This window comes from Mycobacterium sp. (genome assembly GCF_046091765.1).
Lineage (GTDB): Bacteria > Actinomycetota > Actinomycetes > Mycobacteriales > Mycobacteriaceae > Mycobacterium.
Genome location: NZ_JBJTCF010000044.1, coordinates 1 through 14,788 on the forward strand (window position 1 = coordinate 1; position 14,788 = coordinate 14,788).

Genomic DNA, 14,788 nt, shown 5'->3' on the forward strand with positions numbered 1-14,788 from the left:
CTTCTCGCTGCAGCAGGAAGAAGACGAAAAGGCGGCGCTGGGCGCGATGTAGGCGCGGCGCGCGCGGGGCCCCCGCGCCTGCCGTCAGGCCAGCGCGGAATCGGCCGGCCAGGCGAGCGGCACGCCTTCGGCCTGCAGGCCTCTGGCATGCTGAATCCATGACCGAACCGCCGTTTCGCGGAACGGAGGGAACTCCGCCGTCCTACGGACCCTTCCCGCCGCCGGTTCCCCCCGGTTACTACCCGCCGGGCTACTACCCCGACCCGATGGCGCCCTACGGCCGCCACCCGTTCACCGGCGAACCTTTCTCGGACAAGTCGAAGATCGCGGGCGGGCTGCTCCAGCTGCTCGGGTTGATGGGAATCCTCGGTGTCGGGCGCATCTATCTCGGCTACACCGGCCTGGGCATCACCCAGTTGCTCGTCGGTCTTCTTATCAGCTTCGTGACCTGTGGGTTCGGCATCGTCGTGCCCATCATCTGGGGGATCATCGACGCGGTCCTGATCTTCACCGGAAGCGTTCGCGATCCCCAGGGCCGCCCGCTGCGCGATGGTTAACCGATGGCCACCCGCCCGGGTCGCCCGCTACGGCGGCCTGGGACTCGGCGTGCTCGCGGCCGGCGCGCTGACCTACACCGGATTCGTCGACCCGCACCAGCCGGGCTCGCTCTACCCGCCGTGCCCGTTTCGCTTGCTGACCGGTTGGTATTGCCCCGCCTGCGGTGGCCTGCGGATGACTCACGACCTGCTCCACGGTGATCTTGCCGCAGCTGCGGTCGACAACGTGTTCGTGCTGACCGCGCTGCCGCTGTTGGCAATCTGGTCGGTGTGGCGGATCAGCCGCGGCCGGCGCGCGTTCACACCGGCCGCGCTGATCGTGATGGTGACCGCGACGCTGGCGTGGACGATCCTGCGCAACCTTCCTGGTTTCCCGCTCGTTCCAACAACGTTCGGCTCCTAGACCCGCCGAGGCGATCCCCGCACGGGATCAGACGGACTATGCTCAGACGTCGTGACCCGCCGAGCCAAGATCGTGTGCACCTTAGGTCCGGCCACCAGCGACGACATGGTCAGGGCGTTGGTCGACGCGGGAATGGACGTCGCGCGGCTGAACTTCAGCCACGGCGACTACGCCGACCATGAGAGCGCCTACGGGCTGGTTCGTCAGGCTGCTGAGACCACCGGACGGGCGGTCGGTGTCCTCGCGGACCTGCAGGGGCCCAAGATCCGGCTCGGTCGGTTCGCCGACGGGCACACGTTGTGGGCCAACGGAGAGCGGATCCGGATCACCGTCGAGGAGTGTGTGGGTAGTCACGACCGCGTCTCCACCACCTACAGGCAGCTGACGCAGGACGCCCGCCCGGGTGACCGGCTGTTGGTCGATGACGGCAAGGTGGCTCTCGTCGTCGAACACATCGACGGCACCGACGTGGTGTGCTCGGTCACCGAGGGCGGGCCGGTGAGCAACAACAAGGGCTTGTCCATGCCGGGCATGGCCTTCTCCGTCCCGGCCCTGTCCGACAAGGACATTGAGGACTTGAAGTTCGCCCTCCGACTCGGCGTCGATCTGGTGGCGCTGTCCTTCGTGCGCTCGCCGGCCGACATCGAGTTGGTGCACCAGGTGATGGACCAGGTGGGCCGCCGCGTGCCGGTGATCGCCAAGCTCGAGAAACCCGAGGCGATCGACAACCTCGAGGCGATCGTGCAGGCCTTCGACGCGGTGATGGTCGCCCGCGGCGATCTCGGCGTGGAGTTGCCGCTGGAGGAGGTCCCGCTGGTGCAGAAGCGGGCCATCCAAATCGCCCGCGAACATGCCAAGCCGGTCATCGTCGCCACCCAGATGCTGGAATCGATGATCGAGAACTCCCGGCCCACCCGCGCGGAGGCCTCCGACGTCGCCAACGCGGTGCTCGACGGCGCCGATGCGGTGATGCTGTCCGGTGAGACCTCGGTCGGGAAATACCCCCTGGAGGCGGTCCGGACCATGGCGCGGATCATCACCCGAGTCGAGCAGGATTCGAAGGCGGCGCCCCCGCTGGAACACGTGCCGAGGTCCAAGGCGGGCGTCATCTCCTATGCGGCCCGCGACATCGGCGAGCGCCTGCAGGCCCAGGCGCTGGTGGCGTTCACATCCTCGGGTGACACCGTGCGCCGGCTGGCCCGGTTGCACCCGCCGCTGCCGCTGCTGGCGTTCGTCACCGAGCCCGGACTGCGCGGTCAGTTGGCGCTGACCTGGGGCACCGAGACGTTCATCGTTCCGCACCTGGACAGCACCGACACCATGATCCGGCAGGTCGACCACGCGCTGCTGGAGTTGGGCCGCTACCAGCGAGGCGATCTGGTCGTCATCGTCGCCGGTGCCCCGCCGGGCACAGTAGGCTCGACGAACTTGATACACGTCCACCGGATCGGGGAGGACGACCACTAGTCGTCACGGATCACTGAGAGGCTGCCCAGTGCCGAAGTCCGATTTCGACGAACTGCTGGGCATCTTGGATCTCTCGGTGGCGGGTGACGATGTCTTCGCCGGTCGCCACCCGCGCAAGAATCCGATCCGCACCTTCGGTGGCCAGCTGATGGCGCAGGGTTTCGTGGCCGCCAGTCGCACGCTCGAGCATGACCTGCCCCCGACTGCGCTCGCGGTGCACTTCATTGCCGGCGGGGACCCCGCCAGTGACATTGAATTCCGCGTCCACCGGTTGCGCGACGAGCGGCGCTTCGCCAATCGCCGGGTCGACGTCACCCAGCACGGCCGACTGCTGGCCACCGCACTGGTGTCCTACCTCTCCGGCGGTCAGGGTCTGGAACACAGCCTCACCGCACCCGAGGTTCCCGAACCCGACGATCTGCCGACCATCGACGAGCTTCTGGTGGGTTATGAGGACATCGTGCCCATCTTCGTCGATGCCCTGCGGCCCATCGAGTGGCGCTACGCCAACGACCCGGCGTGGGTGATGCGGCACAAGGGTGACCGGCTCGCCCGCAATCAGGTGTGGATGAAAGCCGCAGGCCGGATGCCCGCCGATCCGGTGCTGCACACGGCGGCGATGATCTACTCCTCGGACACCACAGTGCTGGATTCGATCATCACCACCCACGGCCTGTCGTGGGGGTGGGACCGCATCTTCGCGGTGACGATCAACCACTCGGTGTGGTTTCACCGCCAGGTCGACTTCTCCGACTGGGTGCTCTACGCGACGGCCTCCCCGGCGGCGGCGGAGTCACGCGGCCTGGGCATGGGCCATTTCTACAACCGCGCCGGCCAGATCGTCGCGACCGTCGCCCAGGAGGGGATCGTCAAGCACTTCGGCAGATCAGAGCGCGGGGAACGCGGCTAGCGGGCCGGCGTTCCGGTCACCGAAAATCGGTCCTCCACCGACTGGCGGAACCGTTCGGCGCACGCCTGCACCTGCGTGCGATCCTGTCCTGCCCGTTGCAGGCAGTCGAAGTAGTCGCTGGCGCCGACCTCCCGGAACAGGCCGACCCACACCCCGATGAAGACCAGCCCGACCACGACCGCGAAAACACCCAACAGGATGCCCGCCAGGGCCACCCCGCCGTTGGTGGCCTCGCCGCGCCTGACGCGCCCGCGGGCAACCAGTCCCAGCACCACGGCCACGATGCCGCCGACGATGCCGCCGATCACCGAGAACGATCCGATGAGCGCGACGATGGCGACCACCAGTGCGGCCGCGCCCAGCCCGTTGCGGGGAGCGGCCGGGATCGGGTAGCCCCCCGGCGGCGGGGGATACGCCGGCATGCCGGGGTAAGCCCCGGGCGGATAGGGGTACGGGTAGGGGGGATAGGGCGGTGCGTCCGGCGGCAGGCTGCCGCCCTGCGGCGGGGTTCCCGGCCTGTCGGGAGGGTTCTCAGTCATGGCGGCGCTTCATGTCGTGGGACACGTGCGTCAGGTTACCCGCCGCTGGGCGGCGGGCGGATGCTGCGCGGTCAGGACCGGCCCAGCGCCTCGCTGATCCCGGCGCGGACCTCGTTGCCGGTCTTGCGCATGCTCAGCGCCGCGATGACCTCGAACACGCCGATCACGATGAGCCAGATTCCGACCACCAGGGTCAGCGTCACCAGCGAGGACATCGGATAGGCGAGCACGATGATGCCGGCGATGACCGAGATGACGCCGAAGAAGATGTTCCAGCCCCGGCCGGGCACGCCCGGCTCACCGAGTGCCGCCGCGGTGGTCGCCACCCCGCGGAAGATGAAGCCCACGGCGATCCAGATGGCCAGCAGCAGGAACGCGTCGCCGCGGCCGAATTGGCGGAAGGCCAGCACGCCCAGGATCAACGCCGCGGCACCGCTGATCACCAGCAGAACCCGGCCGCCGGTTGAGACCGGGAGGCTGAAGGCGAAGATCATCTGGGCGATTCCGGACACCAGCAGGTAGGCGCCGAACATGACTGCCGCCACCAGCAGGGTGGGCCCGGGCCACCACAGCACCAGGCCACCGAGGATCACCGACAGGACGCCGGTCAACAGGGTGGACTTCCACAGATGCTGGAAGAGGCGGGGCTGCGGGGCAGAATCCGTCATGACCGCAGTGTGGCACAGCGGTGCTGCTCTGCCAGTCGACACGCCGGATTTCGGCTACCGTCCGTGGGATACAGCGCTGCTGCCAAGCCGCGACCTGGTCAGAGGAGTGACGGATGCGGAGACATCAGAGGCGAGCGGGATCGGGCTGGCGTGCGGCGGCGCTGATCGGGACGATCGGCATGCTGTTGCTGGCGGGCTGCGCGCGCAACACCGAAAGCGGATCGGAGCCCGGCACCGGACCCGCTGCCACGTCGGTGGCGGTCAGCCCGTCGAAGGTCGGGGAGATCGCCGCCACCCTGCCGGAGAACATCGCCCAGGCCGGCGTTCTGGTCGTCGGGGTCAACCTGCCCTATCCGCCCAACGAGTTCAAGGATTCCGAGGGCCGGATCGTCGGGTTCGACGTCGATCTGATGAACGCGGTCGCGGCGACGCTGGGTCTGGAGGCCGAGTACCGCGAATCCGACTTCGCCAAGATCATCCCGGCCATCCAGGGCGGCACCTACGACGTCGGTATGTCCTCGTTCACCGACACCAGGGAGCGCGAGAAGGAGGTCGACTTCGTCACCTACTTCTCGGCCGGAACCCAGTGGGCACAGCGTTCCGGCGAGCCGGTCGATCCGCGAAATGCCTGCGGCAAGAAGGTCGCCGTCCAGGCTGCCACCATTCAGGAGACCGATGAGCTGCCGGCGAAGAGCAAAGCCTGCGTCGATCGGGGGCAGCCGGAGATCGAGATCGTGAAATTCGACGGGCAGGACGCTGTGACGAACGCCGTCGTCCTGGGCCAGGCCGACGCCATGTCGGCTGACTCCCCGGTCACCGCCTACGCGGTCAAACAGAGCGGCGGCAAACTCGAGGCGGCCGGCGAGATCTTCGACTCCGCTCCCTACGGATGGCCGGTCGCGAAGGGCTCACCGCTGGCGCAGCCGCTGCTGCGGGCCCTCGAACATCTGATGAAGACAGGCGATTACACGACGATTGCGGCGAACTGGGGCCTTGAAGCGGGAATGATCGACAAGCCGGTCATCAACGGCGCCGTCGGCTGAATGACCGAGCAGCGATCGGCCCCGCAACCGATCGAGGCCATCCCGCTGCGCCATCCGGGCCGCTGGCTGGGTGCGGGGCTCACGCTGCTCCTGGTCGGGCTTTTCCTCTACGGCGCGGCGACCAACGACGCCTACGGCTGGGCCACGTACCGCCGGTACCTCTTTGACCACCGGGTTTCCGAGGCCGCGTGGAACACCCTGCAACTGACCTTCTGGGCGATGTTGCTCGGAGTCGTGCTCGGGGTGGCGCTGGCGGTGATGCGGCTGTCGCCCAACCCGGTCCTTCGCTCCGCGTCGTGGATCTATCTGTGGATCTTTCGCGGCACGCCGGTGTACGTCCAACTGGTGTTCTGGGGACTCTTTCCCACGCTGTACCGCAACATCACGGTGGGAGTCCCGTTCGGACCCTCGTTCTTCCAGCTGAACCTGCAGGATCTGTCGATCGGATTCGTCTTGGCCATCGTCGGGCTGGGGCTCAACGAGGCGGCCTACATGGCCGAGATCATCCGGGCGGGGATCAATTCTGTGCCCGAAGGTCAGACCGAAGCGTCGACCGCCCTGGGCATGTCCTGGTGGCTGAGCATGCGAAGGGTCATCCTGCCGCAGGCGACCCGGGTGATCATCCCCCCGACCGGCAACGAGTTGATCAGCATGCTCAAGACGACATCTCTGGTGACCGCGGTGCCCTACACCCTGGAGCTCTACACCCGAACCCGCGACATCTCCGCGGTGATCTTCCAGCCGATCCCGCTGCTTCTGGTGGCTGCGACCTGGTACCTGGCCATCACCAGCGTGCTGATGGTCGGCCAGTACTACCTGGAGAAGCACTTCTCCCGGGGCATCTCGCGCACGCTCACCGCCAAGCAGCTCAAGGAGCTCGCTGCCGCCAAAGCCGGCCTGGGGAACGGGCCCCGGTGAGTGTTGCGGGGGCCGGTCAACCGATGGTCGACGCGCAAAAGGTCTGCAAGAGCTTCGGCGCGCTGGAGGTGCTCAACGGTGTGACCCTGTCGGTCGACCGCGGCCAGGTGATGGTTCTGGTCGGCCCATCTGGCTCGGGCAAGTCGACTTTCCTGAGATGCATCAACCATCTGGAGAAGCTGTCGGCCGGGCGTCTCTACGTCGACGGCGAGATGATCGGCTACCGCGAAAGCGGCGGTCGGCTCTACGAGATGTCCACCCGGGAAGCCGCCGCCCAGCGTCGTGGGATCGGCATGGTCTTTCAGAACTTCAATCTCTTCCCGCACCGCACCGCGCTGGAGAACATCGTCGAGGCGCCGGTCTACGTTCGAGGAACCCGGAAAGCGGCCGCCGTTGAACGCGCCCGCGACCTGCTGCGCCAAGTCGAATTGTCCGACAAGGCCGATGCCTACCCGGCCCAGCTCTCCGGGGGCCAGCAGCAACGGGTCGCGATCGCCCGCGCACTGGCGATGGACCCCAAGCTGATGCTCTTCGACGAGCCCACCTCGGCGCTGGATCCTGAGCTCGTCGGCGAGGTGCTGAGCGTGATGAAGAAGCTTGCCGCCGCCGGTATGACGATGATCGTCGTCACCCACGAAATGGGGTTCGCCCGGGAGGTGGCCGACCAGTTGGTCTTCATGGACGCCGGGGTCGTGGTTGAGAGCGGTCCGCCCCGGGAGGTCCTGAGCCATCCGCGACATGAGCGCACCAAGGCGTTCCTCTCGAAGGTGATGTAGCCGGACCTGTCTCGCCGGACCTGCTCCTACACTGGAGTCAGAAAGAGCCGAGCAGGAGGACAGTCATGGCAGGCAAGACCGGTAATCGACGTAATCGGCACGAGGTGGCGGGCTTCCGGGCATCGCCGCGGCTCACCGGCAGTCTCCAACGGGTGCTGGTGGACCTCATCGAGTTGCAGCTGCAGGGCAAGCAGGCGCACTGGAATGTGGTCGGCCCGAACTTCCGCGACCTGCACCTGCAACTCGACGAGTTGGTGGACTTCGTCAGGGTGTCCAGCGACACGGTTGCCGAGCGCATGCGTGCCCTCGACGCGGTTCCCGACGGGCGCTCGGAAACCGTCTCCGCCACGACGACCGTTCCGGCGATCACCGCCGACGAGATCAACAGCGACGACGCGGTCGACCAGATCAGCGCGGCCATTTACGCCGCTGTCGAGACCCTTCGAGAGGTCCGCGAGGATGTGGACGACGAGGATCCGAACACCACGGGCGTTCTCGACGAGGTGACTGAAGGCCTGGAGAAGCTTGCCTGGCTGATCAAGTCGGAGAACCGCAAAGCCTAGGTAAAGTTCGCCGGGCTCTGCGCTCTACCGGGCTCGTCGAGATCCGGCAGTGGTTCGCGCAAGGGCTTACGGCCGATCAGGTACCAGGTTCGCATCACGCCCTTGCCCTTGATCGCGATCTCGCCGCGCTCCTCCAAGACGAACGTGTCGCTCAGCAGTTCGTAGACATCGTGGGGAACCTGGATGCGGCCCTCCACGTCGGTGGATTCCATCCGGGAGGCGACATTCACCGCGTCGCCCCACACGTCGTAGAAGAACCGGCGCGCACCGACCACACCGGCGACCACCGGACCCGCGGCGATACCGATCCTTAGCGGCACCGGCTCGCCCCGGGGGTCGCGCAGATTGGCCACCGCGCGGGACAACTCCAGCGCGAGGTCGGCGATCGCCTCGGCGTGATCGGGCCGCGGCGTGGGCACGCCGCTGACCACCATGTAGGAGTCGCCGGTCGTCTTGATCTTCTCCAGTCCGTGGCGGTCGACCAGCCGGTCGAAAGTGGTGTAGAGCAGATCGAGGAAGCGCACCAACTCCGAGGGTGGAATCTCGCTGGCCCGCTCGGTGAATCCGGCGATGTCGGCGAACAGGATGGAGGCTGCGTCGTAGCGATCGGCGATGACGCCGTGGGACGGATCCTTGAGCTGCTCGGCGATACTGGCCGGCAGGATGTTGGCCAGCAGCGCCTCGGAGCGGTTGTATTCGATGTCCATCGCCGCCTCGGCGCGATCCACCTCGCGCATGGCGTACCACACGGTGGCAAAAATCAGTATGGTCGCGCCGACCGTGGTGAACATGAAAGCGGCGTCGACCGCCCAGCGAGGCTGGATGCCGGTATCGGCCGGGGCCAGGAACTGCAGGGCCACGCACAGCGCGGCGCCGATCGCCGTCACCAGCGCCGCCAGCACGAGATGACGGAGGCCGAGCACCAGCACCGCCAGCGACGCCGACACCAGGTAGTAGAACTGGACGCCGGAATCGGTGCCGATCCGCAACCCGACGAAGGTCAGCGACGAGAAGGAGACCACCACGAAGACCAGCGCGCCCCAGAGGTCGCCGAACCGGTTGAGCAGCGGGATGGCCAACAGCACCGCGGCGGTGACCAGGTTGATCAGACCGATGTAGGCGACGCCGGACCCGGTGACGGTCTGGGCGATCCCCAGCAACGCGGTGATCGCCGCGGCGATCCGGGTGGCGACGGCAAGGACGCGCTGCGGGCGGCCGGCGGCTTCGGCCCGATGTCGGTTGCGCGCCGGTGGCCGGCGCTGCAGGCGCTCGCAGTCCGCCCAGCGGAAGGGGCTCTCCGAGAGAATTCGGGAGGCGCGTCCATGCTCAGACCGCATCCTCCCAGCCTAGTCGGCGGCGACCGCCGGATCCTGATGCCGGTGGTGGGCCGGGGTATCGCGGGTTGCCGGTCAGCGCGGTCCGGCGGCGATTCGATTCCTGCCAGTCCGTAACCTGGCGTACCACGGTAAATGTCAGGAGGCACCATGAACCGCACGACCGCGCGACGCGCCCGCACCGGATGTGCGTCTGCCGGACTCGCCGCGCTGGCCCTGGCCGCACTGAGCGGGTGCTCCGCCGGTGAGCAGAACCCGTCGGCGGCCGGCACCACGTTCTCCGGAAGCCCCGCGCCGTCTGCCGGGGCGGCGGCGTCGAGCACCCCGATGGTCGGTGGCATGACCGAATGCACCAAGGCCGCTTTGGCCGAGTCGGCGACCGGGGCCGCGAGGGCCCTCGGACCGGACAACGTCTACACGATCGATCAATTGAACTGTGCCGACGGCTGGGCGGTCACCACTGGCGTGCTGGCGAGCAAGGACAACCCGCAGATGGGCGCACCCACGTCCTTCATCTTCGAGCAGGAGGGTCAGTTCTGGGTGCTCAAGGACAGGGCCGATGTCTGCGGAACCAATCCGACCACCACAACGGCACCTGGTGATGCGCAGATCCCGGCTGCGCTCTTCCTCTCCGGGTGCGCGGCGGGCTGACCTCCGTGGTGAATCCCTTCCGGCCGGACATCGCCGCCATCATCAACCGTCAGCAGGATGCTTGGAACCGAGGCGATGCCGCTGCGTTCGCGCGGGACTGCGACCCGGAGATGTCATTCACCAATATCGAGAGCAGGATGTTCGTCGGGCGGGAGCCCTTCGAAGAACGGCATCGCCTCCTGTTTGACGGCCCCTTTGCGGGCAGCACGCTGGAGATGACCATCAAAAGGGTCTGGCTTCCCGCCGACAACGTGGCGATCGTCGATGTCGCCTGCGCGCTGGCGGGTTTTCAGCGACTGCCCGAGGGAGTGGCGCCGGCGGACGATGGCAGGTTGCTCACCAACCTGATGGAGGTCCTGGTCCGTGCGGATTCCACCTGGCGGGTGGTCGCCTATCACAATGTCGATGCGTGAGAGCCGATGCGTGAGAGCCGATGCGGGTGTTGCTACGACAAGGCGGTATCGGTGCGGAAGTATTCGGTGCCCTCGACACCGCCGCGGGGCAGGATCCGGTCCAACCAGCCGGGCAGCCACCAATTCGCCCGGCCCGCCAGCACCATCAGGGCGGGAACCAGAACGCAGCGGACCACGGTGGCGTCCAGGGCGACGGCGAACGCCAAGCCGAGGCCGAACTGCTTGATGGTCGGGTCCTCGGACAGGATGAAAGCTCCGAAAACCGACACCATGATCAGTGCGGCAGAGGTGATCACCCGTGCGCTGCGTGCGAGTCCGCGAATCGCCGCGATCTTGTCCTGCGCGCCGGCCTCGTGTTCCTCTTTGATGTGACTGACCAGGAACACTTCGTAATCCATCGACAGGCCGAACAGGATGGCGAACATCAGCACCGGTACGAACGAAGTGATCGGCACCTCGCCACTGAGTCCGATGAAGCGGGTGCCCCAGCCCCATTGGAAGACGGCGACGAGCATTCCGTAGGCGGCACCCACCGCGAGCAGGTTCATCAGAGCGGCCTTGGCGGCGATCAGTGGCGAGCGGAAAGCGAAGATCAAGAGCAGGAAACTGAGTAGGACAACAACAAGGATCGATTCGACGAGGGTGTCCTGGATGGCGTCCGCGACGTCGATGTAGGCGGCGGTGATTCCACCGACGTGAGCGACCAGACCGGTGCCACCCAGCGCCTGTGGGATTGTCTGTGACCGGATGCGCCGCACGAGATTGGCGGTCGCCTCGGCCTGTGGCGGCGAGCGCGGGATGACCTCGAGAACGGCGGCGGTGCGTGCGGCGTTGACGTTTGCCGGTAGCAGTGCAACGACGTCGGGCTCAGCGCTCAACCGCTGCTCGAGACGGGCGAGGACCCCGTCGTCGGTCGGTGTGCCCGGGAGCCCGACAGCGATGATCAGCGGACCGTTCGCCCCGGGGCCGAAGCCCTTCGCGATCATGTCGTAGGCGATCCTGATCTGCGAGTTCTTCGGCGCGGCCGCAGTGTCGATCTGCCCCAGGTCCAGCGAGAGCACCGGAATCGCCATGAACAGCAGAACCGCGGTGGACGCGATGGCGGCAGGCCAGGGGTGATCGGCGATCAGCCGCCCCCAGCGCTCCCAACCCCGGTGATCGCCTGCGCCGGTTCGCGCCCACGGCAGCCGCAAGGAATCCACCCTGCTTCCGGCGATCGCCAGCAGCGCCGGCATGAGGGTCACCGCGGCCAGGATCGCGGTGACCACCGCTACCGCGGAGAACATTCCCATCGAGCGGACCAGCGGCAGGCGGGTGACCGCCAGCGAGCACAGCGCCAGGATGACCGTGACACCGGCGAAGACCACCGCTGCGCCGGACGTCGCTACCGACCGCGCGATCGACTCGGGGATTCCCATGCCCTCGGCGATCTGCTCGCGGTGCCGGGCGAGGATGAACATCGAGTAGTCGATCCCCACCCCGAGGCCGATCATCGAGGCCAGCGCCGGTGCGGCGGTCGGCAGAACGGCGACGTGCGAGAGCAGCATGATCGCACTGAGCCCGGTCATCAGCCCGAACAGGGCGTTGACGATCGGAAGCAGCATCGAGGTCACAGAGCCGAAGGTGAGCAACAGGATCAGGAGGGCGAAGACGATACCGACCCAACTGCTGCTGTTGTCCGAGCCGCGAACACTCTGCGCGTAGTAAAGCTTTTCACCGATCGAGCCGCCGACGGCGGTTTCGAGGCCGGCGCCTTGCAGGGGCTTCTGGATCGCATCGACGGCGGCCTGCGCTTGGTTGGCGGTGTAACCGTCCACCGGGCCTTGCAGGGACAGGACGATGACGGCTGTGCTCTGGTCAGCGCTGAGTCCGCCGGGAGTCGTGTACGGGTCGCTCACCGATGCCACGTTGGGCGCAGATCGTGCGGCCAGCACCGTCGACTCGAGCGCAGACCGCGTGGAGGGGGCGGTAAGCGCTGATCCGTCTGGAGCCCGGACCACGATCGGATTCTGCTCTTGGGCCCCGCTCGGATAGCGCTCCTGGAGTAGCGCGGTGGCCTGCGCACTGTCGCTGCCCGGCACGGTCAGGTCATCTGCCTGCCGGGGTCCCGTAACCACAACCCCCACGCCGAGGACGACGACGAGGAGAACCCACGCGATCACGATGGGCCAGCGGGCGCGGACGCAGAACAGGCCCAGCCGGTACAGCGCGGCCGTCATTGCGTCGCGGCGATCAGGTCGGCGGCTTTCTCCCCGATGACGACCGCGGGGGCGTGGGTGTGACCGCGGACGATCGACGGCATCACCGAAGCATCGGCCACCCGCAAGCCGGCGACCCCGCGCACCCGCAGGTGCGGATCGACGACGCTACGGTCGTCGCGGCCCATCCGGCAGGTGCCGACCGGGTGATAGAGCGTGTGCGAACAGCTGTCCAGAGCGCGTTCGAGGGTCTCGTCGTCCAGCGTGCTCGCGTGCAACGGGCGGACGACGTCGCCGACGATGCCGGACAGGGCGGGGGAGCGGGCGATGGTGGCGGCGACCCGCAGGCCCTGCATCATCGCCGCCCGATCTAGCCCCTCAGGGTCGGACAGGTACCGGGGATCGATGACCGGTTTGGCGGCGGGGTCCGCCGAGCGCAGGGCGACCGTGCCGGCGCTGCGGGGTTTGAGCAGTACCGGGCCGGTGGCGATGCCGTGGCCGAACGCCTCGCCGATTCCTTCGTCGTAGAAGGGGGCCGGCGCCCAGATCAATTCGAGGTCGGGCCACTCGAGCTCGGGGCGGCTGCATACGAATCCGTAGGCCTCACCGACGTTGGAGGTCAGCATGCCGCGGCGCCGGAGCAGGTAGTTGGCCAGCTCAGCCGGCTTCTCGGCGTCGAAGAGGCTGTCGTCGCGCACCGCGAATCCCAGCGGGGCGATCAGGTGGTCGAGCAGGTTCTTGCCGACCTCGGGGGCATGGCGGACCACATCGATGCCGAACTCGGAGAGCTCTGCGGCATCGCCGATTCCGGACAGCATCAGCAGCTGGGGAGTGTTCACCGCCCCCGCGCACAGGATGACCTCGCGAGACGCCCAGACGGTCTGCCGGCGCCCGCCGGCGTCGTCGAACTCGACCCCGACCGCCCGACCTCCGCCGATCAGCACCCTGCGCACCGTGGCGTTGGTCAACAGCCGCAGGTTGCGCCGGTAGAGCACAGGTTTGAGATAGGCGTCGGCACAGCTCCAGCGCGCGCCGCGGCGCTGGGTCACAGCCGTCTCGCAGAAGCCGTCGGTCATCGGCTCCCCGGGCTCGGTCAGCCGGTAGCCGGCCTGCTCGGCGGCTCGCAGCCAGGCCGACGTCGACGCCCGCGGGCTTCGCTGGGGGGAGATGACCAGTGCGCCGTTCTCGACGCGGTCGAAATACGGCCGCAGGTGCGCGTAGTCCCACTCCGCACCGGCATGCTGGCCCCACTCGTCGTAGTCGGCGGGGAACCCGGGAACCCACATCATCGCGTTCATCGACGAGGATCCCCCGAGCACTTTGCCTCGCGGCCAATAGATTTCGCGACCACCCACCGCCTTTTGCGGCTCGGTGAGGTAATCCCAGTCCATCGGGCCCCGGAACAGCTTGGAGAAGGCTGCCGGGATGTGGACGAATTTGTCGCTGTCCCTCGGGCCGGCTTCCAGGACGACGACGTCGGCACGGGGATCCGCGCTGAGCCGGCTGGCCACCACCGCACCCGCCGAACCGGTGCCCACCACCACGTAATCGCTCTGCATCGCCGAAGCTTACGTCGCTACGACGCCGGCCGAACCGGCATCGGAGCCGCGGTCACTGGTGCCCTCGGTGAGACTCGAACTGTTTTCACCGCTGCTGCTCGGGGCGTTTTCGTGGGAAAACACCGCAAAACACGGTCAGCGCTCATCACCGTAGATACCTGTGACTGTGGCCAAATTGTGGCCACGCGGTGGCCACGTCCCGACGCCCAGTTAGTCGAGCGCCGGCGGCGGTGGGCTGTCGCCGTCCCTTACCACCAGGCATTGCACCGATTGGTCTCCCGCCGCGATGCGCTCCAGAATGGCAATCGTCGTCGGGTCTAGTTCTCCGTTCTCAATCCCGCGCAAATCAAGTACCGGGGGTAGCGGGTCGTTGGGCATGGTCATTTTTGTGTCCTTTCCGTGGGTGAACCGGACGGTACGCCGACGCTCCGACATTGCCGTGTGGATTTTGGGCGCTGCTCTCTCCTGCCCGCCTACGCCGCGAGTTGCGGAGACCACCGGGGGGAGGGGCAAAGTCCGCATGGCAACGGTCGGGAAACCTTTTACGGCGCATCGGGCCACGCCGCGCGCCGCGCCAATTCCTGCACCAGCGTTATCCAGTCGTCTTCAGTGAACTCTGAGCCATGAAAGCTAGCTGTGTTGATCCATGAAATCATCGTCGCAACGGCGTCAAGGTTTCCCTGATCCGGTCCGCCATCGCGGTAGTCGCGAATCAATTGGTCAGCAATGGCGTCCGGGTCTGACACCCACGGTCTTTCCTCCATAGAGGAAACAACCGTAGGCCAAACC

General features: G+C 67.2%; 16 protein-coding genes. 10 read left to right on the forward strand and 6 right to left on the reverse strand.

The window, feature by feature from the left end; genetic code table 11:
- The first annotated feature begins 158 nt into the window (after window positions 1-158).
- From ACKOB8_RS03895 to ACKOB8_RS03910, 4 genes are read left to right on the forward strand one after another with little or no spacing between them, the layout of a single operon-like run.
- Complete coding sequence (locus tag ACKOB8_RS03895) at window positions 159-557, forward strand: TM2 domain-containing protein (RefSeq protein WP_526375839.1); 399 nt, start codon at window positions 159-161, stop codon at window positions 555-557.
- Window positions 550-960, forward strand: coding sequence for a DUF2752 domain-containing protein (locus tag ACKOB8_RS03900; protein WP_526375841.1), 411 nt, complete (start codon window positions 550-552; stop codon window positions 958-960). The genes ACKOB8_RS03895 and ACKOB8_RS03900 overlap by 8 nt, the downstream gene beginning before the upstream one ends.
- A 51-nt stretch (window positions 961-1,011) precedes the next feature.
- Window positions 1,012-2,427, forward strand: coding sequence for a pyruvate kinase (gene pyk, locus ACKOB8_RS03905; protein WP_526375843.1), 1,416 nt, complete (start codon window positions 1,012-1,014; stop codon window positions 2,425-2,427).
- Between the two features lie 28 nt (window positions 2,428-2,455).
- Complete coding sequence (locus tag ACKOB8_RS03910; protein ID WP_526375845.1) at window positions 2,456-3,337, forward strand: acyl-CoA thioesterase; 882 nt, start codon at window positions 2,456-2,458, stop codon at window positions 3,335-3,337.
- Here the strand turns inward: ACKOB8_RS03910 and ACKOB8_RS03915 are convergent.
- Together ACKOB8_RS03915 and ACKOB8_RS03920 are read right to left on the reverse strand one after the other, a co-directional pair.
- Complete coding sequence (locus ACKOB8_RS03915) at window positions 3,334-3,876, reverse strand: DUF4190 domain-containing protein (RefSeq protein ID WP_526375847.1); 543 nt, start codon at window positions 3,874-3,876, stop codon at window positions 3,334-3,336. The two genes, ACKOB8_RS03910 and ACKOB8_RS03915, sit on opposite strands and share 4 nt — an antisense overlap.
- Window positions 3,877-3,947: 71 nt before the next feature.
- Window positions 3,948-4,562 (reverse strand): HdeD family acid-resistance protein, encoded by a 615-nt coding sequence (locus tag ACKOB8_RS03920; protein ID WP_526375869.1) that lies wholly within the window; start codon window positions 4,560-4,562, stop codon window positions 3,948-3,950.
- Between the two features lie 95 nt (window positions 4,563-4,657).
- Here ACKOB8_RS03920 and ACKOB8_RS03925 point away from each other — a divergent pair, with 95 nt between their 5' ends.
- The 4 genes from ACKOB8_RS03925 (at window position 4,658) to ACKOB8_RS03940 (ending at window position 7,844) form a co-directional block, all read left to right on the forward strand.
- Window positions 4,658-5,587, forward strand: a complete 930-nt coding sequence (locus ACKOB8_RS03925; protein WP_526375849.1) for an ABC transporter substrate-binding protein — start codon at window positions 4,658-4,660, stop codon at window positions 5,585-5,587.
- Window positions 5,588-6,505: an amino acid ABC transporter permease gene (locus ACKOB8_RS03930; protein WP_526375851.1), complete on the forward strand. Its 918-nt coding sequence runs from the start codon at window positions 5,588-5,590 to the stop codon at window positions 6,503-6,505.
- A gap of 23 nt (window positions 6,506-6,528) precedes the next feature.
- Window positions 6,529-7,281: an amino acid ABC transporter ATP-binding protein gene (locus ACKOB8_RS03935; protein ID WP_526375853.1), complete on the forward strand. Its 753-nt coding sequence runs from the start codon at window positions 6,529-6,531 to the stop codon at window positions 7,279-7,281.
- A gap of 65 nt (window positions 7,282-7,346) precedes the next feature.
- Window positions 7,347-7,844 carry a Dps family protein gene (locus tag ACKOB8_RS03940; protein ID WP_526375855.1) on the forward strand — a complete coding sequence of 166 codons (498 nt, stop codon included), beginning with the start codon at window positions 7,347-7,349 and terminating at the stop codon, window positions 7,842-7,844.
- Here the strand turns inward: ACKOB8_RS03940 and ACKOB8_RS03945 are convergent.
- A complete protein-coding gene (locus ACKOB8_RS03945) occupies window positions 7,841-9,181 on the reverse strand; it encodes an adenylate/guanylate cyclase domain-containing protein (RefSeq protein ID WP_526375857.1) in 1,341 nt (446 codons plus the stop codon). The genes ACKOB8_RS03940 and ACKOB8_RS03945 overlap by 4 nt on opposite strands.
- Window positions 9,182-9,328: 147 nt before the next feature.
- Between ACKOB8_RS03945 and ACKOB8_RS03950 the strand changes: the two genes are divergently transcribed.
- Complete coding sequence (locus ACKOB8_RS03950; protein ID WP_526375859.1) at window positions 9,329-9,829, forward strand: hypothetical protein; 501 nt, start codon at window positions 9,329-9,331, stop codon at window positions 9,827-9,829.
- Complete coding sequence (locus tag ACKOB8_RS03955) at window positions 9,814-10,242, forward strand: SgcJ/EcaC family oxidoreductase (protein WP_526375861.1); 429 nt, start codon at window positions 9,814-9,816, stop codon at window positions 10,240-10,242. The genes ACKOB8_RS03950 and ACKOB8_RS03955 overlap by 16 nt, the downstream gene beginning before the upstream one ends.
- A gap of 32 nt (window positions 10,243-10,274) precedes the next feature.
- Here ACKOB8_RS03955 and ACKOB8_RS03960 read toward each other — a convergent pair whose 3' ends face one another.
- From ACKOB8_RS03960 to ACKOB8_RS03970, 3 genes are all read right to left on the reverse strand, one after another.
- Window positions 10,275-12,461, reverse strand: coding sequence for an MMPL family transporter (locus ACKOB8_RS03960; protein ID WP_526375863.1), 2,187 nt, complete (start codon window positions 12,459-12,461; stop codon window positions 10,275-10,277).
- Window positions 12,458-13,999, reverse strand: a complete 1,542-nt coding sequence (locus ACKOB8_RS03965) for a GMC family oxidoreductase (RefSeq protein ID WP_526375865.1) — start codon at window positions 13,997-13,999, stop codon at window positions 12,458-12,460. The genes ACKOB8_RS03960 and ACKOB8_RS03965 overlap by 4 nt, the downstream gene beginning before the upstream one ends.
- A gap of 542 nt (window positions 14,000-14,541) precedes the next feature.
- The coding region (locus tag ACKOB8_RS03970; RefSeq protein WP_526375867.1) for a hypothetical protein at window positions 14,542-14,788 on the reverse strand (247 nt) is incomplete at its 5' end.